19 protein-coding genes are annotated in these 23,688 nt (G+C 42.7%); 7 read left to right on the top strand and 12 right to left on the bottom strand.

The window, feature by feature from the left end; all coding sequences use genetic code 11:
* The first annotated feature begins 79 nt into the window (after nucleotides 1-79).
* Nucleotides 80-3,088, top strand: a complete 3,009-nt coding sequence (locus tag QE417_RS12615) for an outer membrane beta-barrel protein (protein ID WP_311950447.1) — start codon at nucleotides 80-82, stop codon at nucleotides 3,086-3,088.
* Between the two features lie 79 nt (nucleotides 3,089-3,167).
* Here QE417_RS12615 and QE417_RS12610 read toward each other — a convergent pair whose 3' ends face one another.
* From QE417_RS12610 to QE417_RS12560, 11 genes are all read right to left on the bottom strand, one after another.
* Nucleotides 3,168-3,545 carry a response regulator gene (locus tag QE417_RS12610; RefSeq protein WP_311950445.1) on the bottom strand — a complete coding sequence of 126 codons (378 nt, stop codon included), beginning with the start codon at nucleotides 3,543-3,545 and terminating at the stop codon, nucleotides 3,168-3,170.
* A gap of 94 nt (nucleotides 3,546-3,639) precedes the next feature.
* Nucleotides 3,640-4,209: a biliverdin-producing heme oxygenase gene (locus QE417_RS12605; RefSeq protein WP_311950443.1), complete on the bottom strand. Its 570-nt coding sequence runs from the start codon at nucleotides 4,207-4,209 to the stop codon at nucleotides 3,640-3,642.
* 32 nt (nucleotides 4,210-4,241) lie between these two features.
* Nucleotides 4,242-4,691 (bottom strand): hypothetical protein, encoded by a 450-nt coding sequence (locus tag QE417_RS12600; RefSeq protein ID WP_311950440.1) that lies wholly within the window; start codon nucleotides 4,689-4,691, stop codon nucleotides 4,242-4,244.
* Between the two features lie 13 nt (nucleotides 4,692-4,704).
* On the bottom strand, nucleotides 4,705-6,246 hold the full coding sequence (locus tag QE417_RS12595; protein WP_311950437.1) for a YifB family Mg chelatase-like AAA ATPase: 1,542 nt from the start codon (nucleotides 6,244-6,246) through the stop codon (nucleotides 4,705-4,707).
* 81 nt (nucleotides 6,247-6,327) lie between these two features.
* Nucleotides 6,328-7,095 carry a UDP-2,3-diacylglucosamine diphosphatase gene (locus tag QE417_RS12590; protein WP_311950436.1) on the bottom strand — a complete coding sequence of 256 codons (768 nt, stop codon included), beginning with the start codon at nucleotides 7,093-7,095 and terminating at the stop codon, nucleotides 6,328-6,330.
* A gap of 253 nt (nucleotides 7,096-7,348) precedes the next feature.
* Nucleotides 7,349-8,221, bottom strand: a complete 873-nt coding sequence (locus QE417_RS12585; RefSeq protein WP_311954654.1) for an IS3 family transposase — start codon at nucleotides 8,219-8,221, stop codon at nucleotides 7,349-7,351.
* A 2-nt stretch (nucleotides 8,222-8,223) separates the two neighbouring features.
* Entirely contained in the window at nucleotides 8,224-8,529 is a 306-nt protein-coding gene (locus tag QE417_RS12580; protein WP_311950434.1) for a hypothetical protein, read from the bottom strand.
* Between the two features lie 89 nt (nucleotides 8,530-8,618).
* Nucleotides 8,619-8,969, bottom strand: a complete 351-nt coding sequence (locus QE417_RS12575) for a hypothetical protein (protein WP_311950432.1) — start codon at nucleotides 8,967-8,969, stop codon at nucleotides 8,619-8,621.
* 211 nt (nucleotides 8,970-9,180) lie between these two features.
* Nucleotides 9,181-11,016, bottom strand: coding sequence for a glutamine--fructose-6-phosphate transaminase (isomerizing) (gene glmS, locus QE417_RS12570; RefSeq protein WP_311950431.1), 1,836 nt, complete (start codon nucleotides 11,014-11,016; stop codon nucleotides 9,181-9,183).
* Between the two features lie 135 nt (nucleotides 11,017-11,151).
* Nucleotides 11,152-12,585 (bottom strand): DUF4270 family protein, encoded by a 1,434-nt coding sequence (locus QE417_RS12565; protein ID WP_311950429.1) that lies wholly within the window; start codon nucleotides 12,583-12,585, stop codon nucleotides 11,152-11,154.
* Between the two features lie 16 nt (nucleotides 12,586-12,601).
* Nucleotides 12,602-13,426: a glycogen/starch synthase gene (locus QE417_RS12560; RefSeq protein ID WP_311950428.1), complete on the bottom strand. Its 825-nt coding sequence runs from the start codon at nucleotides 13,424-13,426 to the stop codon at nucleotides 12,602-12,604.
* A 155-nt stretch (nucleotides 13,427-13,581) separates the two neighbouring features.
* Between QE417_RS12560 and panC the strand changes: the two genes are divergently transcribed.
* The 6 genes from panC (at nucleotide 13,582) to carB (ending at nucleotide 21,208) form a co-directional block, all read left to right on the top strand.
* Nucleotides 13,582-14,421: a pantoate--beta-alanine ligase gene (gene panC, locus QE417_RS12555; protein WP_311950425.1), complete on the top strand. Its 840-nt coding sequence runs from the start codon at nucleotides 13,582-13,584 to the stop codon at nucleotides 14,419-14,421.
* Nucleotides 14,422-14,457: 36 nt separating this feature from the next.
* Complete coding sequence (gene panD / locus QE417_RS12550; protein WP_311950424.1) at nucleotides 14,458-14,808, top strand: aspartate 1-decarboxylase; 351 nt, start codon at nucleotides 14,458-14,460, stop codon at nucleotides 14,806-14,808.
* Nucleotides 14,809-14,839: 31 nt separating this feature from the next.
* Nucleotides 14,840-15,826 (top strand): hypothetical protein, encoded by a 987-nt coding sequence (locus QE417_RS12545; protein WP_311950422.1) that lies wholly within the window; start codon nucleotides 14,840-14,842, stop codon nucleotides 15,824-15,826.
* 114 nt (nucleotides 15,827-15,940) lie between these two features.
* A complete protein-coding gene (locus tag QE417_RS12540; RefSeq protein WP_311950421.1) occupies nucleotides 15,941-16,117 on the top strand; it encodes a hypothetical protein in 177 nt (58 codons plus the stop codon).
* 23 nt (nucleotides 16,118-16,140) lie between these two features.
* Nucleotides 16,141-18,087, top strand: coding sequence for a DUF262 domain-containing protein (locus tag QE417_RS12535; protein WP_311950420.1), 1,947 nt, complete (start codon nucleotides 16,141-16,143; stop codon nucleotides 18,085-18,087).
* A gap of 301 nt (nucleotides 18,088-18,388) precedes the next feature.
* The gene (gene carB, locus QE417_RS12530; RefSeq protein ID WP_311950418.1) at nucleotides 18,389-21,208 is read left to right on the top strand and encodes a carbamoyl-phosphate synthase large subunit; all 2,820 of its coding nucleotides are present in this window, start codon (nucleotides 18,389-18,391) and stop codon (nucleotides 21,206-21,208) included.
* Between the two features lie 1,187 nt (nucleotides 21,209-22,395).
* On the opposite strand, the gene QE417_RS12525 is transcribed toward carB, so the two are convergent.
* Nucleotides 22,396-23,688, bottom strand: coding sequence for an Ig-like domain-containing protein (locus tag QE417_RS12525; protein ID WP_311950417.1), 1,293 nt, complete (start codon nucleotides 23,686-23,688; stop codon nucleotides 22,396-22,398).

Here is a 23,688-nt window from a genome sequence, read left to right as displayed (position 1 = left end):
CAAAGAAATTGAACTTTTGTAGTCGCATTCTGTAATAGAGTTACAATTATTAAATACTTATAAGTCTGAAGCAATTTTTATGAAACACTTATTTGCCATTCTGGCCTTTTTATTAGCCGCGGCAACGTACACACAAGCACAAACCGGCCGCGAGGTGCACGGTATGGTGATTGATTCGACCAAGCAAACGCTTCCCGGTACCACTGTTAAGGTAGTGACCGACACGCGCGACAGTGCAACAACAATAGTTGGTGGCGATGGCAAGTTTTCTTTCAATAATATAAAAGGAAGCAAAATCACTTTAACATTAACCTCAATAGGTTACGAAGGACTTATAAAACATTATTCTTTAGAAAGCGGAAATCAGGCTTCAGATTTGGGTACCATCACTTTAAAGCCCGAATCGCGGTTGCTGGGTGTAGTTACTGTAGTAGGTACAAATCCGGTAACTTTAAAAGAAGATACAGTAGAGTACAAGGCCAGCGCCTATAAAGTACGTGCAAACTCGCCGGTTGAAGACCAGCTTAAACGCATACCCGGTGTTGATGTAGATGCACAGGGTAATGTGAGCGCCCAAGGCAAACAAGTAACTAAAGTGCGCATAAACGGTAAAGACTTTTTTGGCGGCGATGTACAAACTGCAACTAAAAACCTACCTGCCGATTTGGTAGACAGCTACCAGATTGTTGACGATTATGGCGACCAGGCCAACGTTACCGGCATTAAAACCGGCGAACCTAATAAGATATTGAACATCACCATCCGTAAAGATAAAAACCACGGCTACTTTGGTCAGGCTACAGCAGGGGAGGGCTCAGATGCTTTACCTAAAAACCCGGGTGTAAGTAATGATAACCGTTATGTAGGCTTGCTAAATGTGTTTAAATTTAATAACGATCAGCAAATTGCAGTATTAGGCAATCTTAACAATACTAACGTTAACACCTTCTCATTTGGCAGCGCAACCGGCGGACAAGGCGGCGGCGGTGGCGGCAACCGTGGCGGCGGCGGTGGTTTTGGCGGCGGCGGTGGCGGTCGTGGAAATGCCGGCCGTGGAGGCGGTGGCCAAACCAGCAACCAAAATGGTATAAATACTACTAAAACCATTGGTACCAACTTCCGCGACCAATGGGGTAAAATGTCGGTTTATGGTAGTTACAGCTTTGAAGATAAAGGTGTATTTACTCAAAGCCGCAGTTACCAGGAAAATACTGGTGTTGTGCCAACAACCAGCGATCAGAATAGTACGCAAACCGATAACAGCACCAATCACCGTTTTACCTGGAACATGGAATACCGTCCAGACACTGTTAACTATTTTAAACTTAACCCTACTTTTTCGTACTCAAATACCGGTACTGTTGCCGATGAGGTTTTAAATTCGACCCGTAACGGTAGCCCAAACCTTGCTTACACAACAGTAACCAACAGCACCTCGGCCGCGCCAAACTATGGTGCAACATTGTTATACAATCACCGTTTTAACGGTTTTGGCCGTAACCTGAGTATAAACGGTAGTTTTAACTCAACCCGCAATTTTAGTTTTGATAACCCGGTTTACAGTTATGACGCGGTTACTACCAATCGTTTGAGTGTTCCGGTAAATCAATTAGTAAATACTTATTACCGTTCTATTTCATCGGGCATTAACCTATCGTACATCGAGCCATTGAGCAAGGTTTCATATCTGGAGCTTAACTATGCTTACAATCATACCACCAACCGTAATGATAACCGTACAGATACTGTTGTAACAGTTAATCAAATTAATAATTACCGCTTAGGTACAAATGATTATGATTATACATTTACCACTCATCGTATAGGTTTAAATTATCGTTTTATAAAGCCTAAGTATAACCTAACGTTAGGTGCGGGCGTATTACCAAGCAAACTCGAAGGCTCGGGTACCTCGTTTGATGCTTTATCGCAAACCAACGTAAGGCCTGTTACCAATAAAAGCACTTTTAACTTTGTGCCTACTGCCCGTTTCAGCTATAATTTCTCACGTAGCCAATCGTTAAACTTCAACTATAATGGTTCAAATAACCAGCCAAGTTACAGCCAGTTGGTACCGGTAATCAACTTCTCAAATGCGTTGTATCCGGTACAGGGTAACCCGGGGCTAAATCCTGAGTTTACCAATAACTTTAATTTGCGTTATAACAAGTTCAGCTTCGAAACAGGTAATATATTTTTCTCGAACCTGAGCTTTACACAAACCAACAATAAAATTGTAACTACCTCTACCGTTTACCCAGTTAAGTTTAGCGATGCTACTTTAGCTGCAAACCCTGGTTTAAAATCATTTAATAACACGGTATTTTCCAATTACATGAATGTTGATGGTTACTACCAGGGCCAGGCCAATGTAACTTGGGCAAAGCCTTGGGCCGAGCGTAAGTTTACCCTGATATTGAGCGGTAATGTTACTTATACCAACAACTTATCGTTCACCAACAGCGTTAACGAGAATAACGTAGCTACTCCATTCCTTAAGAACATATCAAAAAACTTAGCTTTTGCGCCTAACCCACGTTTCAGGATTAACATTTTAGATAAGATAGATCTGGAGAGTGGTGTGCGTTACACTATAAACAAGACCACAAATTCATTGAACAATCCGATCGTTAGTGGCAACAGCAACATTCGCACGCTTGATTTAACTCTGAACGGCAAAAATTACATAATGAAGGACTGGACTTTTAGCTATGATTTTACCCGTACTGTAAACTATGGTTATAATTTTGCTGTGCCAAATCCAAACATCCTTAATGTATACCTCGAACGCCGCTTCCTGAAGCAAAATGCAGCCACGATACGCGTGCAAGGATTTGATGTATTTAACCAAAACACCGGTTTCTCAATTACCAACGCCAATAACGTTCGTACGCAATCACAAACCAATCGTTTAGGCCGTTATTTCTTAATGACGTTTACTTACAGGTTGCAAAAGTTTGCAGGCCGTTCGCCAATGCAGGGTGGTGATGACCGTGGAGGCCGCAGAGGTGGCTTTGGTGGTCCGGGTAGCGGCGGCCCAGGCGGAGGCGGCCCAGGTGGTGGTATGGGTGGCCCAACTATTTACTAATAGTATGTAACACTATAAAACAAAAGAAGCCCGCTTGTTAAAAGCGGGCTTCTTTTGTTTTATTCATACAGAAAGCAGATCAAGCTTTTTGCAAAACGTTATTAATGGTTTTTTCCAGCTCTTCCAAATCAAAGGGTTTAGCCAGATAAGTTTCGGCACCGGCATGGCTGGCCAAAACCTGAATATCGCTATTAGCCGAAAAATATACCACAGGTATGTTTTTAAGCTCTTCATTGCTCTTTAGCGTTTGCGTAGCAACAATGCCTCCGGCCTCGGGTATCCAGTTATCCATCAGGATAACATCAGGTATTACAGCCGCCACCTTTTCGGTAATATTATTGCAATCGGTATGGGTATGAACCTCCCATCCCTGCTCTTCTAATATATATGCACAAATAGACAAGATGTCCTCATCGTCATCAAAAATGACAATCTTTTTCGAAGTACCGTTACCCATAGAATTGATGTAGTATTACAAACTTACAATTATTTTACTTTTAATTATTTATAAAAAAATTATCCTTTAAAAATCGGCCTGAATTTCGGCGTAGCTAAACTGTTGAATGCCCGGCCTGGAGTTTAAATTTGGTAAAGGTTTGATTTGCAGCTTCAATAACAATATTTTCACTGTTACTGTCCTGAGCAATTAAATCAAGCTTTTGTTTGAACTTATCCCACATTTGTGCAGAATCATCGCCATAACCATTAAAAAAAGATAAGCCTGTACCATTGGTGATACCTAATTGCTGCGCCATCATTTTAGCGATAATTTTTCCGCCCAGGGTAGAACCTTCAATTACATACAATGCGCCAAAGGCCTGTAAAGCGTTTTCTATTTCCGGAAGTGAGTCTCCCGATACTGTTTCAACCGGTGTTCCGCCTAAATCACTAATATCTTTTGATAAAGCTGCCGATTTACGACGATGGGTATAGTCGGGCAATTGTTCTGCGCTTATAAACGTATTTATGCGTGTTTCGAGGGCTCCAAAATAGCTGTAAAATAGTTGTAGCAAGTCAATGTAATCTTGTACCGACCGGATTGATTTCATGCGGGTTACCAACATTTTTTCGAGTTGCTGGTGATTGGTTAATGTTTCGGTCTTTAGCTTTTCTGATAACATAGAGGATTACATAGACGTTTTCTTTTATACGCTTACTCAAGCGTATCAGGATAATACACTTTAAGGTGGTCAATTGTTTTTTGGCGTTGCGGACGTGATGCCAGCATAAACAAAATAATTGCCGCCGCAATTAATGCATTGAGTAAAACTCCTGTTAACAAAAACACCACCACGTTAAATAAACCGGCACCTTCAAGCAATGCAAAACGTACAATGTAAGCAGACGTATACAGCCCGAATTTTTTAATTATCGGAGCGCTGGTATCTATTTTAGATAATTGTTTTTGAAACAGGATGTTACTTATTAGGAATGACACGGCCGCTAAACCCAAACCTATATAATTCAGTACCGAATTTTGCTCATTGTTAGGAAGCATAACCAATTCGAGCTGATTGATTAAAAACGATACAGCTAAAAACAAGCTAATGCCAATGGGCAGTGCCAGCGTAATAATTTGCAGTGTTTTAAATTGAGGTTGCATACAATTGTATTTATTAATTACCAGCCCAACCTTCACGGTCAAGACTGCGGAAATGAATTGCCTCGGCCAGGTGTTCCATCTGTATGTTTTCGCTGCCGGCCAAATCGGCAATGGTACGGGCTACTTTAAGTATACGGTCGTAAGCACGGGCCGATAGGCCGAGCTTTTCCATGGCTTTTTTAAGCAGGTTTTGCCCGGCTTCGCTAATCTTACAAATGTCGCGCACCATTTGTGGCGTCATTTGGGCGTTGGCATGCAAATCGGGTTTGTTACCAAAGCGTTCTAATTGTATATCGCGGGCTTTTATTACACGTTCGCGTATGCTTTCGCTCTTTTCGGCCAAACGGTCGGATGCCAGTTCGCTAAAATTTACCGGGGTTACTTCTACGTGTAGATCAATACGGTCCAGTAATGGTCCTGATACCTTGCTCAGATATTTTTGCACCACGCCCGGAGGGCAAACACAATCTTTTTCGGGGTGATTATAGTACCCGCATGGGCAAGGGTTCATACTGGCCACCAACATAAAGTTCGATGGGTAATCTACCGTAAATTTGGCCCTTGATATAGTAACACGGCGTTCTTCCAATGGCTGGCGCATAACCTCGAGTACTGTACGCTTAAATTCGGGCAATTCATCCAAAAATAACACGCCGTTGTGAGCCAGCGAAATTTCGCCAGGCTGAGGATTTCCTCCCCCGCCAACTAAAGCCACATCGCTGATGGTATGGTGAGGCGATCTGAACGGTCGCGTAGTAACCAATGCATCAGCCGCAGCAAGTTTGCCGGCTACTGAGTGTATTTTGGTAGTTTCGAGCGACTCCTGCAAACTCAATGGGGGCATAATTGATGGCATACGCTTGGCCAGCATTGTTTTACCCGCCCCCGGCGGACCGATCAATATTACGTTATGACCACCTGCTGCAGCAATTTCTAAAGCACGTTTAATGTTTTCCTGGCCCTTTACCTCGCTAAAATCGCTGGCATAGTTGCTAAGGCTGTCGTAAAATTCTTCGCGGGTGTTAACGGTGGTTCTTTCCAGTTTAACATCTCCATTAAAAAAGCCAAATACTTCAGTAATACTATTCACCCCATAAACCTCTAAATCATTTACAATGGCTGCTTCGCGGGCATTTTGTTTGGGGAGGATGAAACCTTTAAACCCTTCTTTTCGTGCCTGTATGGCAATGGGTAAGGCTCCTTTAATGGGTTGCAAGCCGCCATCCAATGACACCTCACCCATGATAAGGTATTTGTCTAACTCATCGGTTAGCATTTGGCCGCTGGCTGCTAATATGCCGGTAGCAATGGTAAGGTCATAGGCCGAACCTTCTTTACGTATATCTGCCGGGGCCATGTTAACCACCACCTGTTGGCGCGGCATTTTATAACCACAATTTTTTAAGGCCGATTCGATGCGGAAATAACTTTCTTTAATGGCTACATCGGGCAGCCCTACAATAAAGTATTTGGTACCGGCAGCAATATTAACTTCAACGGTAATGGTGGTTGCCTCAATACCGTAAACTGCGCTGCCAAAGGTTTTTACTAACAACTTGAATAAGGATTATGTGTAAGGCAATAAATATATTAAATAAATAAAATTATTGCCCAACAATTAGCAGCCTAAAGGCGGCTATGTGTTTTCAGCATGGTCCTTTTCAAAATGGAGGAGTTGTATCTGGCCATCGGCCATTACGGCATACGAACTGTTAAAGATCCACTCGCCCAGATTAATGTACTGGCTTTGCGAGTTTAGCTGTATTACCAGCGGAATATGACGGTGACCGAAAATAAGGTAGTCGTAATGCTGTTTTTGCAGCGTCTCGCGTGCAAAGGTTACCAGCCACTCGTTTTCGAATAGTTTATGCTCATCAGCGGCGGCATTGGCCAAACGGCTATGGCCCGACCAGTAGTTGGCCAACCCTACACCAAAGTTAGGGTGAAGGCGCTCAAACAACCACTGGCAAACCCTGCTGCGAAATACCTTTTTAAGTATTTTGTATTTACCATCGCCCGGGCCAAGACCATCACCGTGGTGTATGTACAGTTTTTTACCCTGCCGCTCTATTACAAGTTCGTTGCTAATGATGGTAGCGCCAAGCTCCTGCACAAAATAATCGAAAATCCACATATCGTGGTTGCCTTTAAAGAGGTATAATTTAATACCCAAATCAACCAGCTCGGCCAGTTTACCCAGAAAACGGATATAGCCCTTAGGCACTACGGTTTTGTACTCGAACCAAAAATCAAATACATCGCCCACCAAAAACAGCTCGTTGGCATCGTGTTTAATACTGTCGAGCCAGCGCACAAAGCGGTCTTCGCGCTCGCGGCTGCTGGTGTAGTTAAGCGCACCTAAGTGAATGTCGGATGCAAAGTAGAGTTTGTTACGGATGGCCATGCAAGCCCAAAAATAGGGTTTTGTACCGATATGCAGAAAGACCTCCGCAACCTGTACTGCTCTTTGTTTTTTTCTTCTGAACACCGCGAAATTACCCCGCTTTTCCGCGGTGTTCAAGGTTCACCTGTGTTTCATAAAACATATTAAACACAGGTGAACCTTGAACACCTTGACCCGTCCTGAAAAAAGTTTACACTTTGTGTGGTTAATACTGTTATTGATTTACACTTTAAAGGTACGTACTAAAATGAGTTTACACAACATCCGCATACTGTTGCTTTACCGGGTAGTAATTCTGCCACCTTCGTTTGATCGGCCCTGTCAGCCTGTGGGCTTGTTCAGGTGTCATCATATCCAGGCTACTGTGCGGGCGCAGGGTATTATAGATAACAACAGCCTGCCTGATGCTTTGCCTGGCACTGCTGATATCTGCGTATCTTTCCTGCAATAGTTCCATCTTGAGTATCCCGTTAACCCGTTCTGCAATGGCATTGTCGCGCGGGTTACCACTTTGCGTCATGCTGATAGAGATCCCATTTTGCTTTAATAACTCCGTATATGCCCCGCTGCAGTATTGTATGCCCCGGTCCGAATGATGCACCAGGGGATGGTCCCCTTCCCATTGCTTCAGTGCCATCTTTAAAGCCTGCAGGCAATTGTCCGTAGAAAGGTCATGGCTCATTGAAAAGCCAATGACCTTTCGGCTGTAAGCATCTGTTACCAGGCTCAGATAGGCAAAGCCTTCCCCCATGCGGATATAGGTAATATCGCTCACCCAAAGCTGGCCCGGACGGTCTATAACCATCTCTTTTACCAGGTCCGGGTACTTCCTGAAGCGGTGGTAGGAAAACGTGGTGCGTGCATGACGGCGCTTCTGCCGCACCAGCAGCCCGCTTTCCCGTAACAACACAAAGAATGCATCACGGCCTATAGCCGGCTGCAGCAGTGAAAACAGCTTCCTCGTCCCTATACGGGGTTGCTCCCTGCGGTAAGCCAGTACCTGCTGGACGAACTCTTCCTGGCCGAAGCTCCGACGTTCCGTTGCTTTTAAATACTGATAATAAGCTTGTGTGCTGTAACCAAGCAGTCCGCACAGTTCACGCAAGCCACGTGAATGTGCCGTTATACTTACTCCGACCGCCTGATGCCAGACTTTTTTCTGATGTTAGTGCCCAGCTCCTGATCTGCTATATCGATGATATTGTTCAACAGTTCGTTCCTTAAACGCTCCTTGCGCAGCAGCTCTCTGAGCTGTGCTACATCATCAGGCATGGACGTGTCCTGCTCTTCCTGGTTTTTTTTAATGGGGTGCCCTTTTTTCACAATTCGATGGATAGTAGCCGCAGAGGTACTATACTTTTTGGCTAAGCTACGAAAACTTAGCCCGTGCGTGATCCGGTCATGAAGGATCTTCGCTATCTGGCTCTTGTTCATAGTTACACTTTCTGTTTTTATTGTGTAAACCTTAGCCAGGACAAGTCACCCGCATAATCCATGTCGGTTCCTTATAATTTACTCTTACTTTAAGATCGCCTTTTTTCGTGCTGCCGGGCAATTTCTTTTGCGGCTTGCTTCATGAGTGCCTGCCCGGTAGGGTTGAGGGTATTGCTCCAGTCGTCGCTGTTAACTTCATAATGCAGTTTGCCATCACGGTCGCTTTCTATGTTTAACTTGTCGTTGTTGTTTGTGCATTTAAAATAGCCTCCGGGCGATATCCGCACAACGCGTGTTTTTTCATCATTAAATACAACGGTACCTGCGTATTCAATTTTAAGATACGAGTGCCCGTCGGATACGGTAATGCTGCTATGTGACCGATAGCATGAGGTGGCAAATATGCCTACTGCAATTAGCGTTAATACTGCTTTTTTCATGATTTGTGCAATTAAGTTATAGGATATGCACAAATATAAATAAAGCATAGTACTGTACAATACATAGTACTATTTAATTTGAAAATATTATTGACTAAGCAATATGATGAGCTTATAAAGCAAAAAAGACCCGGAAGCCAGGGTCTTTTTATAAATATTATTTATCAAGGTGCTGTGCATGAAAGATGAACCAGCACCTATGCATCAAAACTTACTCTACCGTTACCGATTTAGCCAGGTTTCGGGGCTGGTCAACATTGCATCCGCGCATTACGGCAATGTGGTATGATAGGAGTTGCAATGGTATTGTTGCCAGCAATGGCACAAATGGTTCGGCCGTTTGTGGAATTTCCATGATGTAGTCGGCCATGTTGCGCACTTCGGTATCACCTTCGGTAACTACGGCTATAATTTTACCACCACGGGCTTTAACTTCCTGTATATTGCTGATCACCTTTTCGTAAGATGAATGCTTGGTGGCAATTACCACAACCGGCATTTCCTCGTCAATTAAGGCAATAGGGCCATGTTTCATTTCGGCAGCAGGGTAACCTTCGGCATGTATGTACGAAATCTCCTTCAGCTTGAGTGCCCCTTCTAAGGCTACCGGGAACGAACTGCCACGGCCTAAAAACAAACAGTTACGGCTATCTTTAAATTTAGCTGCAATGGTTTGAATATGATCGTTAGCTTTCAACGCTTTTTCAACCAGCTCAGGTATCTCGTTTAGCTCGGTTAAATACTCAATGAGTTTGTTGCGGGCAATGGTACCACGCTGCTGGGCAATATAAAAAGCGATGAGGGTGAGCACACTCACCTGCGCCGTAAATGCCTTGGTTGATGCCACACCAATTTCGGGCCCGGCATGGGTGTAAACACCGGCATGTGTGGTACGCGGTATGGAGGCTCCAACCACGTTACATATACCAAATATGGTAGCTCCTTTTTCTTTAGCCAGCTCAATGGCGGCCATGGTATCGGCAGTTTCGCCCGATTGTGATATGGCAATCACCACATCCTTTTCGGTAATAATGGGGTTACGGTACCTAAACTCCGAAGCATACTCCACCTCAACCGGTACGCGTGCATACTCCTCAATAAGGTATTCACCTACCAAACCGGCGTGCCATGAAGTACCACAGGCCACAATAATTATGCGGTCAACATTCTTCAACTTATCGGCATATTCCTTTAAGCCGCCCAACTGCACTTTGCCCTGCTGCGGATAAATACGTCCACGCATGCAATCACGTATCGAGCGCGGCTGCTCATAAATCTCTTTCAGCATGAAATGCTCATATCCGCCTTTTTCCAACATCTCCAACTGTAGGTCGAGGCGTTGAATGTACGGTACCTGCACAGTGTTGTCGATGTTTTTAACCAATAGGTCGTTACGGCGTATGTAGGCAATTTCGTTATCATTAAGATAAATAACGTTTTTAGTGTACTCCACAATAGGCGTAGCATCTGAGGCTACAAAATACTCGCCCTCGCCCACACCAATAACCATAGGGCTGCCTTTGCGTGCCGCAATGATCTGGTCGGGTTCATCGGCGCTCATAATTACAATGGCATAGGCACCTACTACCTTGGTTAATGCAATGCGCACGGCCTCGCGTAGTTCAAGCCCGGTTTCGTTTTGTATATCCTCAACAAAGTGTATCAATACTTCGGTATCGGTATCGCTTTTAAAAACATGGCCTTTGGCTAACAGCGCTTCTTTTATAACCGCATAATTTTCAATAATGCCGTTATGAATAATGGTAAGCTTACGGTCGCCTGATGAATGCGGGTGCGAATTGCGGTCGCTTGGTGCGCCGTGGGTTGCCCAGCGGGTATGCCCCATGCCTAAAGTAGCCTGGGTATTAATGCCTTTTACAAAGCTTTCCAGGTCAGATACCTTGCCGGCTTTTTTGTAAACTTTGAGTTCTTTATCTAACAGGGCAACACCAGCGCTATCGTAACCACGATACTCTAAACGGTGTAAACCTTTAATTATAATGGGATAGGCATCTCTATGCCCTATGTAACCTACAATTCCGCACATATATTAAGAAATTGATTGAGCGATTTAAAATTTATTAAACGTAAACAAGCACTTGGCAATATAGGCTATATACTGCTAAAAAGTTTCAAATATACTATTGCAAAAAAAAAGTCCCCGTATTTCGGGGACTTTTTATTAGTTATTTTTGGTATAAATGACGTTGAGCTTAATGCGTGTGGCCGATGTTTTCTTGCTACCGGTTGCAATGAGCCGTCCGGGAGATTGAAACGATGGTGAAATATCAACCACGCTACTGCGGTTTAGGGTATCAATTGCGCCAACATAGGTGCCGTAGTCTTGTGTTTTACCACTTATCAAATCCTGCAGGTAACCGGTAACCAAAAAATGATACTCTTTGCTGGCTTTAATAAAATTACCACCAAATGCTGCTGCACCTAAAAAACGAGGGTCGCCACTGGTTTGTGAAGTTCCGTTGGCATCAGGCAATTGCTGTCTTTGCAGGGTATTGCCCAAACGATAAAGGGTTAATTGTGGCTGGGCTATAAAAGGTGCATTATCGGTTCCGGGTTCGGGCGATATCACCAGTTCGGCACGGGTAATGGCAATGGTTTTAAGGTCAACATTACCAAACATGGTTTTTACATTCGGAAAACCTACCCTTGTACGCAGGCCCAGCATACCTTGTATATAAAATAAATCATTGGTGGTGCCGTTGGCCTTTGCCAAAGCTGTCTGAATTTCTGACGAGAACGTGCGCGAAATTTCGGAAGTATGTGTGCCCATTGTAAGGGTAACAATACCAGTATCAATTGTACCCGCGTTATTGGCACGATAATAAACCTTTACCGCACTCGAGTCAAGATTCAGCATCAGGTTTGCGCCAACTTCAGATGTTTGGTTACGTTGAAGTTCTATATAAAGCCCTTTAATTTGGTTTTGAAATGTTGTATTACTGGTTACGTAAGCCGGCTCGAAAATAAACGGGGTTATTTTTGATGGGTTTAATGATACGCGTAGATGCGGTAAAACATTTTTAATTGAATCGGGCTTACCTGTTCTTATATCCGTAATCCTAACGTTGGTATTGGGACGTGCATTATAGGGGCCGGCCTTCGACGTGTTTATAAAGTTATCCGCTTCTTTTTCCCAGTGATAATTACTTGGGTAAAAACGGCCAGCCGGCTTTTCTTTAAGCCGATACACATTAACCTTGAATTTTGATGCAAGCGAATCACCATAAAAACCTTGTGCATATCGCAACTCTAATACAACCGAATCGGTAGTAATAGTTCCGGTAGGAATAGTATATGCTGATGAGTTAGGTAAATTAAGCCCTGTTGCAATAATGGATTTAAGCTCGCCAAAGCGCGGATCATTTAACGATGCCAGCGGTGTTTTAGCCGCAGGATTATTTGATGCACCGGGTACACGTGAGGATGTGGTAACGTTATCCGTATCGGTTTTAACGGTAATATCATCATAAACCAGCAGGCTGCCGTTGATTTGTTGGTCGCCCACGGGCAGGCCAATATCGTTTTGGTTTTTGCAACTGCTTAAAATAAAAAGACTTATCAACAGGGTCAATAAGTCTAATCTTATAAATTTCATATAATGTTTTAAATCTTTATGCAACGTTTACCAATTCATCAGTGGTAATTTCGTCGTAAAAATTGTAATAATTTTCGAAATCAGCGGTCTGTTCAAATTCTAAAACAGGTTTTTGGCTGTTTTTAACATAATTTAACACATCCGCATCTATTTTGTCGGTAGCTAAAACAACCGCATCGCTGTATTGCAGGGCACCTTCGTGCAAAGCGTTATTTGTGCCGGCTTTAAACACTTCGGTGTTAGCTTCGGTCATGTCGGCCATTACCGCTTTTTGTGCAAATTTGGCATCCAGGCTTTCGGTAAACTCGTTATCGTAAATAGAGTATACTACTTTTGAGTGTTTAAAAGTAGGATCGTCTTTATACGTGGTTTTTAAGTAAGTTGGCACCAATGCGCTCATCCAGCCGTGGCAGTGAACAATATCGGGCGACCAACCTAATTTTTTAACCGTTTCCAAAGCGCCTTTGCAAAAGAAGATCATGCGCTCATCGTTATCGGCATAAAACTTACCGTCTTTGTCGTTAAACACATGTTTGCGCTGAAAATACTCTTCGTTATCCAAAAAATACACCTGCATACGTGCTGCAGGAATGGAGGCAACCTTGATGATAAGCGGATTGTCATTGTCATCAATAATGATATTCATGCCCGACAATCGTATTACCTCGTGCAGCCTGTTCCGGCGCTCATTAATGTTACCAAACCTTGGCATCAAAATACGAATTTCAAAACCTTTGTCCTGCATGGCTTGCGGCAGCTGGCGGGTTATTTCAGAAATTTTTGTGAGTTCAAGGAAGGGAGACATTTCGTGAGTTATGAACAGAAGCTTAGATTTACCCATCTCTATATCAATATTAAGTTTATGTAAGACCTCAAAAAAATTTGAGTGTGCAAATATACATATTATCTTATAAATTATCAACGATTTATGCAAGTTTGTTTTGGTAATAACAAAGTAATTACACACCTTTGCCCACTTTTTTAATTAGTTTTTAGTTGAAAGTATTTACCACCAAAAACGCCCTTAAACAGCATCTCGACGCTGTTCGCGCTGCCAAAAAAACTGTTGGTTTTGTGCCTACCATGGGTGCCCTGCACAACGGTCACCTGTCATTATTAGCACAGGCCAGGCAGCAGTGCGATGTAACGGTTTGCAGTATTTTTGTAAACCCTACCCAGTTTAACGATCCCAAAGACCTGGAAAAATACCCCCGCCCCATTGAAGCCGATATGGCGAAACTGGAGCAGGCCGGGTGCGATGTTTTGTTTAACCCGGAGGTAAATGAGATGTATGCCGGGAATGAGAATTGGCATTTAGAAATTGGCGAACTCGAGACTTTGCTCGAAGGGAAATTCCGCCCCGGGCATTACCAGGGAGTTACACAAGTGGTAAACAAGTTGTTTAATATAGTGGAGCCCACCAAAGCTTTCTTTGGGCAAAAAGATTATCAGCAGGTTATGGTAATACGCCGTATGGTGCAATTACTAAATATGCCGGTTGAACTGGTGATGTGCCCCATTGAGCGCGAAACCGACGGTTTGGCCATGAGCTCGCGCAATATTTATTTAACAGCCGATGACAGGCATCATGCGCTTGTGCTATCAAAAGCGTTGTATGACGCTAAAGCAGCATTTGAAAAAGGACTTACTTTAAAGGACATTCAAACGCAGGCATCAACCCTTATTGGCAACGAGCCCGGTACCCAGCCCGAATATTTTGAACTGGCCGACGGCGAAACCCTGCAACCCGCAAAGCCCGATAGCCAAAGTATTGTTGCTTTAGTGGCGGCCCGCGTGGGCAACACCCGCCTCATTGATAATGTGATAATACGGTGATATCATCCTCTTACAATTAATTACTAACTTTGCTTTATGATTATTGAGGTTTTAAAATCCAAAATTCATCGTGCTAAAATTACACAGGCCGAGCTGAATTACGTGGGAAGCATTACGATTGATGAGGATTTGATTGAAGCAGCCAATATTATCCCTAACGAAAAGGTGCAGATCGTTAACAACAACAACGGGGCACGCTTTGAAACGTATGTGATAAAAGGCGAGCGCGGCACTGGTACGGTATGTTTAAACGGCGCAACGGCAAGGCTGGCACAGGTGGGTGATATTGTGATTATTATGAGTTACGCCAGTATGGATATGGACGAAGCCCGTAAATACGAACCAATTTTAGTTTTTCCTGATACAGATAATAAATTAATTCGATAGATTAGGCACCCTGATTAATCGGATTAATTTCATGAAATACATATTAGCTATTTGCTGTCTTTTTGCTGCCTCATTTTCCATGGCGCAGGCTCCTGCCAAAAGCAAAACACAATCGGTTTTTTACTTTAAGTATGATGGCAGTAAAGTGCCCGTGGTTGACAGTGCTGATTACATACGCGTTATCTCCCTGCCCGATTCGGGCTCTACCTTGTTTGGCGTTGCCGATTACTACCGCAACAGCAAACCCAAACTGATGGGTAAAACCACCACCATCGACCCACTTACTCTTCAGGATCAATGTGTAAGCTATTACAGCAACGGCAAGCGCGAATCGGTTATGTCATACGCAGATGGCCGTCCGCTCGGAACATCGTACCTGTTTTATCCTAATGGCAAAGTACACCTTACATTAGAGTATGATACTGCGGCTGCCGTAGCCGTTGATTGTCCGCGTATTATAAGCTGCCTCGACTCAACCGGTAAAGCCCTGGTTACAGATGGAAACGGTCATTACGTTGACTATAATTATGCCGGAGCTATAAGCGAAGAAGGTGACATAAGAAACGCCCGCCCGGACGGCGTTTGGCACGGCAGCTACCCTGATGAAAAAGTAACCTATATAGACACTTACCGCGATGGCAAATTTGTGTCGGGCGTAACCACCAATGCGGCCGGGGTAAAATATACTTATACCAAACGCCGCCAGTCGCCTGAGTTTAAAGGCGGCGAAGAAGCTTTTGTGGCTTACATTAAAAAGAAATTTAAATACCCTGCTACGCTCAAGCAAAAAAGCTTTCAGGGTGTGTTAACCTTTTTGATAGATCAAAATGGCAAAGTAAGCCAGGGACGTTTCTTGGGTAACATTACCCCCGAAATTAACAAAACCATTGTAGCGGCCATTAACACATCACCTGCCTGGAAACCGGCCATACAAAATGGCTTACCGGTAAGCAGTTCATGGGTGGTATCGGCATTGTTTGGTACGTCGGCTAAGGCACCTGCAAAAGCAGTAAAATAAATTTGCAATTAAGTTATGGATATTACTTAAGTTACTTTGCCATGTAATAATAAGTGTTTATTATTTCGAAAAAATACTTATTATGCGGCAATATTAACTTAAACCATAACACTTATGTCTCTCCTAATTTTTAAGAGCGGAAAAGTTGAATTGCGAAAAGAAAGCGGTTTACTTATCCAAACACTTGGCAACGGCCATGCTATTGATGCAAACCTAAATCAAATAGGTGCTCTAATTCTATTAACACTTGACAGCGGCATGGTTGAACATAAAAAGAAAGTGGATCATTAATTAGAACATTTTAGACTATCATTATGCCAGATAATAAGTTACAATCACTTACCGAGATATTTAATCAAAAGTTTTTTCGGATACCTGATTACCAACGTGGTTATTCATGGGAAAAAGAACAGCTTAATGCGTTTTGGGATGATTTACAAAATCTGAAAGAAGATAAAGTACATTATACAGGTCTTCTCACTGTGAAGCCTATCAGAAAGTCTGATATTATTCAAATTGAAAAGTGGCATGAAGATTTATGGCTATTTGAAAAGGGGCTTGCTGCATTCTACGTTATTGATGGACAACAACGACTTACTACTTCAATAATATTTATTCGTCAACTGTTGGACTATTTTTCTGAAGGCGAGGGAATTAACTTTGATTTAAAAGAAGCATGGGAAGCAAAATTCCTTTTTAAACAATTTGGAGACCATTATAAGTCCTTCATTTTCGGCTACGAGAAAGACAACCCAAGCGATGAGTACTTCAAAACAAAGATTTTACGCCAAAAATCATTAACTTCAGATCGAGTACCTGAGCAAACACTTTATACCACAAATTTAGAATTTGCAAAAAAGTATTTCACGGATAAGTTTGATGCTCTTGATAAGCCGGCACTTGAAGAGCTATTTAAAAGGTTGGTCAATAAATTTAAATTTAACTTTTATGAAATTGACGAGGAGTTAGATGAGTTTGTGACTTTTGAAACGATGAATAATCGTGGGAAAAAATTATCAACGCTTGAGCTAATGAAGAATAGGTTAATCTATCTTACAACATTACTGAGTGAAGAACAGCCATTGAAAAACAGGCTAAGGAAAGATATTAATGAAGCATGGAAAACTGTTTATGAATTTTTAGGTAAAAACAAAGACAATCCACTCGATGACGATGTTTTTTTATTCAATCATTGGATAATGTATTTTAAGTATGATAGAAGTGAAGCGGATGCTTATGCAAACTATTTGCTTCATAAAAAATTCACTCCCAAAAACCTTTTAACCGAAAAAATAACCTTTCACGAAATTAAAAAGTATATTGATAGCTTAGCTCACAGTGTGAAGTCTTGGTTTTATATTTACAACATACAATACTCAAACTTTAACGAAGAGATTAAAGAATGGTTGCAAAAATTGAATAGGCTCGGCATGGGAGCATTTCCTCCTTTATTAATGGCTGCATTCAACAAAGAAAACGACCAAGGCAAACTCCTGCAATTATTGCAAGCCGCAGAAAGATTTATATTTCTTATTTTCCGTATCAGTCAACTTAAATCTAATGCCCGCAACAGCCATTTTTATAGATTATCAAATATGTACCATTTAGATGAAAACTATTGGGGGCATGGTGTTACTGATGTAGTAAAAGTTACAAATGATATTAACTGGCAAATGGATGGCTGGAGAGAAGAAGAATATATCGGATTGTTTGATTTGACAAGATTTAAGAATTTCATTACTGAGTTAAACCAAAAAAATGAGGGGTATTATTCATGGAATGGATTGAGATATTTTTTATACGAGTACGAACTGCATTTACAGAGAATTGCAAATAACAATCAAAAAGTTTCTTGGACAGATTTCAATAGAAGAAAGAAAGAAGATACCATAGAGCACATCTATCCACAAACTCCATCGGATGCATGCTGGAAAAATGCCTTTAGCAATGTGGACAAAAAACGACGAAAAGCCTTGTTACATACTTTAGGCAATCTTGTATTGTTGGCAAAAGCTAAAAATTCGTCCTTACAGAATAAATGCTTTGAATATAAAAAAAGGCACCAAGATAGTACAGGTGAAAATCAAGGTTTTTATAATGGCTCTTACAGTGAAATAGAGGTGGCTTCTTATACCCAATGGACTCCTGAAGAAATTATTGATAGAGGACTTAAAATGCTGTCTTTTATGGAGGCCCGTTGGAATTTCAAGGTATCTGACTGGGAAAACATTGCAAAGGAAGAATTGCTATTTATCAATTAGTTAATTGGATAAACTTTATCAATATTGAATCCCATAGTTCATTAAGACATTATGGGATTTTTTATTTCTTAAGCTGTATTCTTGCCCTAAAATCAATCTTTTGTTAAATATAAAATTTTTAAAATTCGTAAGGTCCAATCTCCTATCTTTGCATCCCGATGCTGAAGTCGGGTTTTTACATACTCAGCGCATAGAATTAGAAGCTCATAGTTAATGGCTGATAGTTCATAGAGAATAGCTAACGTGCTATGAACCATGATTCATCAACTATGAACTAAACATAAAATTGCTAAACACTACTATGCCCATAGATACCTCCATTAAATCGGTACTGATCATTGGCTCAGGCCCGATCATTATCGGCCAGGCCTGCGAGTTTGACTACGCCGGTTCACAAGCCGCTCTTTCATTAAAAGACGAAGGCATTACCGTTTCAATTATCAACAGCAATCCGGCTACCATCATGACCGATAAGGTTATTGCCGATCATGTGTACCTGTTGCCCCTTACCTGCGAAAGCTTAGAGCAAATTTTAACCGAGCAAAAAATTGATGCCGTATTGCCTACCATGGGTGGTCAAACAGCGTTAAACCTTTGCATTGAGGCAGATGAGCGCGGTATTTGGGAAAAATACGGCGTGAGGATAATTGGTGTTGATATTGCCGCCATCGAAAAAACGGAGAACCGCGAGGCTTTCCGCCAGTTAATGGTTGATATTGGCGTAGGTGTGGCAAAATCAAAAATTGCCAACTCGTTTTTAGAAGGTAAAGAAGGTGCACAGGAAATCGGTTTCCCACTGGTTATTCGCCCAAGCTATACGTTGGGTGGTAAAGGTGCAGGCTTCGTACATAAAAAAGAAGATTTTGATGCAGCATTAAGCCGCGGCTTACAGGCATCGCCAACCCATGAGGTACTGGTAGAGCAGGCTGTATTAGGATGGAAAGAATATGAGCTGGAGTTATTGCGTGATAACCGCGATAACGTGATCATCATTTGTTCTATCGAGAACTTTGACCCGATGGGTATTCACACCGGCGACTCGATAACCGTGGCCCCGGCCATGACCCTGAGCGACCGCTGCTACCAGGAAATGCGCAACCAGGCCATTAAAATGATGCGTGCCATTGGCAACTTTGCCGGCGGCTGTAACGTGCAGTTTTCGGTTAACCCGGCTAACGAGGATATCATCGCTATTGAGATCAACCCGCGTGTATCACGTTCATCGGCACTGGCATCAAAAGCAACCGGTTACCCTATTGCTAAAATTGCCGCTAAACTTGCCGTTGGTTATAACCTTGATGAAATTGAGAACCAGATCACCAAAACCACTTCGGCATATTTTGAGCCAACGCTGGATTACGTGATCGTTAAAATTCCTCGCTGGAACTTTGATAAATTTAAAGGTGCTAACAGAGAGTTAGGCCTACAAATGAAATCGGTAGGTGAGGTGATGGGCATTGGCCGTAGCTTTATCGAGGCACTGCAAAAAGCCTGTCAGAGTTTGGAGATCGGTCGTGCCGGTTTAGGTGCCGATGGTCGCCAGAGCCGCAACCTTGACGAAATCATGCACAGCCTTGAGCATCCAAGCTGGGACAGGTTGTTCCACATTTATGATGCTTTGAGCTTAGGCGTGCCTATCGAATCGGTACGTAAAGTAACCAAGATAGACCGTTGGTTTTTAAACCAGATTCAGGAAATAGTTAACCTGGAAACCGAACTTCGCCGCTACTCGGTTAATAATATCCCCGAAGATATTTTCCTTACCGTTAAGCAAAAAGGTTTTTCGGATGTGCAAATTGCCTGGATACTGGGCGCCAATACTACCGAGGAGGACGTTTATCAACGTCGTAAAGCACTCAACATTAACCGTGTTTACAAAATGGTTGATACCTGTGCGGCAGAGTTTCAGGCACAAACCCCTTACTACTACTCTACTTACGAGGGCGAAAACGAATCGATCTCATCTGATAAGAAAAAGATCATTGTATTAGGCTCGGGTCCTAACCGTATTGGTCAGGGTATTGAGTTTGATTACAGCTGTGTGCACGGTTTATTGGCCGCTAAAGAGGCCGGTTACGAAGCCATTATGGTTAACTGTAACCCCGAAACCGTATCAACCGACTTTAACATGGCCGATAAGCTGTACTTTGAACCTGTATTTTGGGAGCATGTACGCGAGATAATAGACCTGGAGAAACCAGAAGGTGTAATTGTTCAGTTGGGCGGTCAAACAGCTCTTAAAATGGCTGAAAAACTGCATGAGCACGGCATCAAGATCATCGGTACTTCGTTTAACGACATGGACATTGCCGAGGACCGCGGCCGTTTCTCTGACTTGTTGAAAGACCTTGACATTCCTTATCCACTATACGGTGTTGCCGAAAGTGCCGAAGAGGCTATTGAAGTGGCTCACAAAGTTGGCTACCCGGTGCTGGTTCGTCCAAGCTACGTGTTAGGCGGGCAGGGCATGAGCATTGTAATTAACGATGAAGATCTGGAACGTGCGGTAGTTAATTTGTTGAAAGCTTTACCGGGCAACCGTGTACTGATCGACCACTTCCTGGACCGTGCTGCCGAGGCCGAATCTGACTCGATATGCGACGGCGAGAACGTGCATATTGTGGGTATGATGGAGCATATTGAGCCTGCCGGTATCCACTCGGGCGACTCGTATGCTGTTCTTCCTCCGTTTGATTTGAGCGAAACCGTGCTGCAGCAAATGGAAGAATACTCTGTTAAAATTGCCAAAGCCCTCAACGTAAAAGGGTTGTTGAACATTCAGTTTGCCATTAAAAACGATAAAGTTTATGTAATTGAGGCCAACCCGCGTGCATCTCGTACGGTTCCGTTTATTGCCAAGGCTTATGATGTGCCTTATATTAATATAGCCGCCAAGGTAATGATGGGTGTAAACAAGCTTACCGACTTTACCATTGAGCGCAAACCTAAAGGTTACGCCATTAAAGAACCGGTATTCTCGTTCGATAAATTCCCTGAGGTAAACAAGGAGCTGGGCCCCGAGATGAAATCGACCGGCGAAGCCATCCGCTTCATCCCTAATCTGGAAGACCCTTACTTCCGCCACCTGTACAAAGAGAAATCGATGTACTTGAGCAAGTAAGACTTGGTATTGATATAGAAAACGGCGCTGGTGACAGCGCCGTTTTTTGTTTTGCGGGGATTATTTAGACCGGAACGCGGCGCAGGGTTCTCTACGAGAGACCCTGCTGAAACAAAAATATATGTACATGATTAGGCATTTTAGTCCGGGCAGGGTCTCTCGTAGAGGACCCTGCGCTGCAATGATTCTTAGTCCGGAAAGCTATTGTTTTAGTTTGTTGGGGGGGATGCTGAAACGCGGCGCAGGGTCCTCTACGAGAGACCCTGCTGGAACAAAATGCTTATCCCTGCTTTCTACTTAACTAATTATCCAGTCCTTCAATATCCCTTTCATAGTCCGGGCAGGGTCTCTCGATAGAGGACCCTGCGGTGCTGTACAACATGCAAGTAAACTTTAAAAAGCATCAACCCATCCAAGTTCGCGATAATCCGTAATAATACCATGATGTTGCAAATTTCCATCATGATAATAGGATGCACTACTATGCTCGTAATCACTAAACTCATTACATAAATTCCACTTACCGCTCACAGGGTTATGGTGTATGTAATTTAACTTTTGTTGAAAAAAGGAATAATTATATACCGGCTTCGCATCAAAAGACGGTTCAAAACCTTGTGCAGTTGCCCTTTAGCTCTTTCTTGTAATGTGCAGGCATTGGCAAGTTGCGTCAAAATACTGGGATGATACTCGAGGCGTTTCACTATCTCGTAAGCCATAAAACGCTTTCCGTTTCCTACAACGCTGTTCAGGTTTATATTTTCATTTTGCAAGTGCAGTAATGCATGAATATGATTAGGCATAATAACAATGCCGCAGGTGTGAACACTGTACTTGGCCTTGATAATTTTAAACCAGTTATAAACCAAATCGTACGATGAGGTAATGTTAAATAGAGGCAGTCAATTATAACAGGTAAATGTGATAAACCAGGTTGAATCGCTTATTTGATGCTGTGTGCGGATAGCCATGCTTAAAGATATTGAAAAGTTAAGCAAAACAATCAGGCGGCAAGCATCGCAGGGTCCTCTAACGAGAGACCCTGCCCGGACTAAAATAATTTTTATTCTGGGTAGAGTCTTTCGTTTTAGTTTCTTTAAGAAATACTAAAACGTAGCGCAGGGTCCTCTACGAGAGACACTGCTGAAACGAAAGGTTGGTATTATGACCAGCCTTAGGCTGTAAACCTACTGTACTTCAAACTCAACTTTATACTCCTTTAACGGATAGCCTTTTTGAGATTTAAAACCCCGGCCTGTAACCACAAAATCATAGGTTTTTCCGGGCTTTAAGGCAAGTTTAACCTTAAGCGATTTCATATCCTCTGCAAAGCCAATTACTCCGGTTAGAGGGAAATGCTCTTTACCTCCCTCACCTAATGAAATGGAAACACTCTTAGCCATAGGTTCGGAAAAGTTAAATGTAAGCTCCGTCAGTGTTGCCGAAACATCTTTTTTGGCGTTAATGGACGGACAAAGACTTACAATATATGGCTGTAGTTTTTCAAACTTATCTAACAACTCCTGCATGTTGAGAGGTTCGTTATAATACCCCGACTGATTAACAAAATCCACAACCTGTTGCTCATTGCTGTAATCTAACTCAATTATGCTTTTAATAGCTTGCTTTTGGTTCGCCTGTTTTTGATAATAGCTGTTGCAAATGGCATAGCCCATGTAATAACCCAGGTCAGCATGCGCGCTGCTGGAGCCATTGTACAACCAAAGCCCCGTGGCGGTGCTAAACATATCAATACGAAACTTTTCTTTCAATTCCTTTTCATGCTCGCGGCCATATATTGCGTAATTATTGTTGTTCTTAGTTTTTGTGGCCAGTTCGGCAATAAAATCTGCAGCGCCCTCTTTTATGCATTGTGCAAGTACAGTGTTTCCTCCCGGCTTTTGCTGGGTATGTACATATTCATGAATATTTAAACCAACCAGGTTAGAGCTTTGCTGATCTTTGAAAACGCCTTTCAGCCAGTCGCTAAGTTCCGAAGCATCGGTATTTTTATCGGCAGTTGCTATTTCGGCTCCAACCAAAACCATGTCACCGGTAGTGGTTCCGCCCGAACGCAGGCCGCCAATGGTGAAGTACATCTTAGCCGGTCGCATTTCGGGATATAATTTCTTGAAATTTTGAACACCGTTGGTAATTAACTTTACCTGCTCCTTAACCCGCAATGTATTAGCTTTAATGCTTTGCCAAAATTTGGGATACTTGTTTATAAGTTCAACCCATAGTTTAGCATCATAGTCGCGTGCTTGCATAAAGGCTTTAAGTCCTTCTGTGCACGGGTCTACATACAGCTTTTGCATATACTGCACCTGCTTTGTGCTATCATTAGTAGAGCGCACACTGTCAAACGCCGTCCAAAATCTATCTATATCGGTAGTATAAACAATGTTGTTGCTTTGGTGCTGGGCCAGGGAAATAAGAGGTAAACAAATAGAGATTGCAATAATGTATAGTAGTTTCAT

Source organism: Mucilaginibacter terrae, assembly GCF_031951985.1.
In the GTDB taxonomy this organism is placed as follows: domain Bacteria; phylum Bacteroidota; class Bacteroidia; order Sphingobacteriales; family Sphingobacteriaceae; genus Mucilaginibacter; species Mucilaginibacter terrae_A.
The sequence above is the reverse complement of the archived record's forward strand: the minus strand, read 5'-3'. Positions and strand labels throughout refer to the sequence as shown.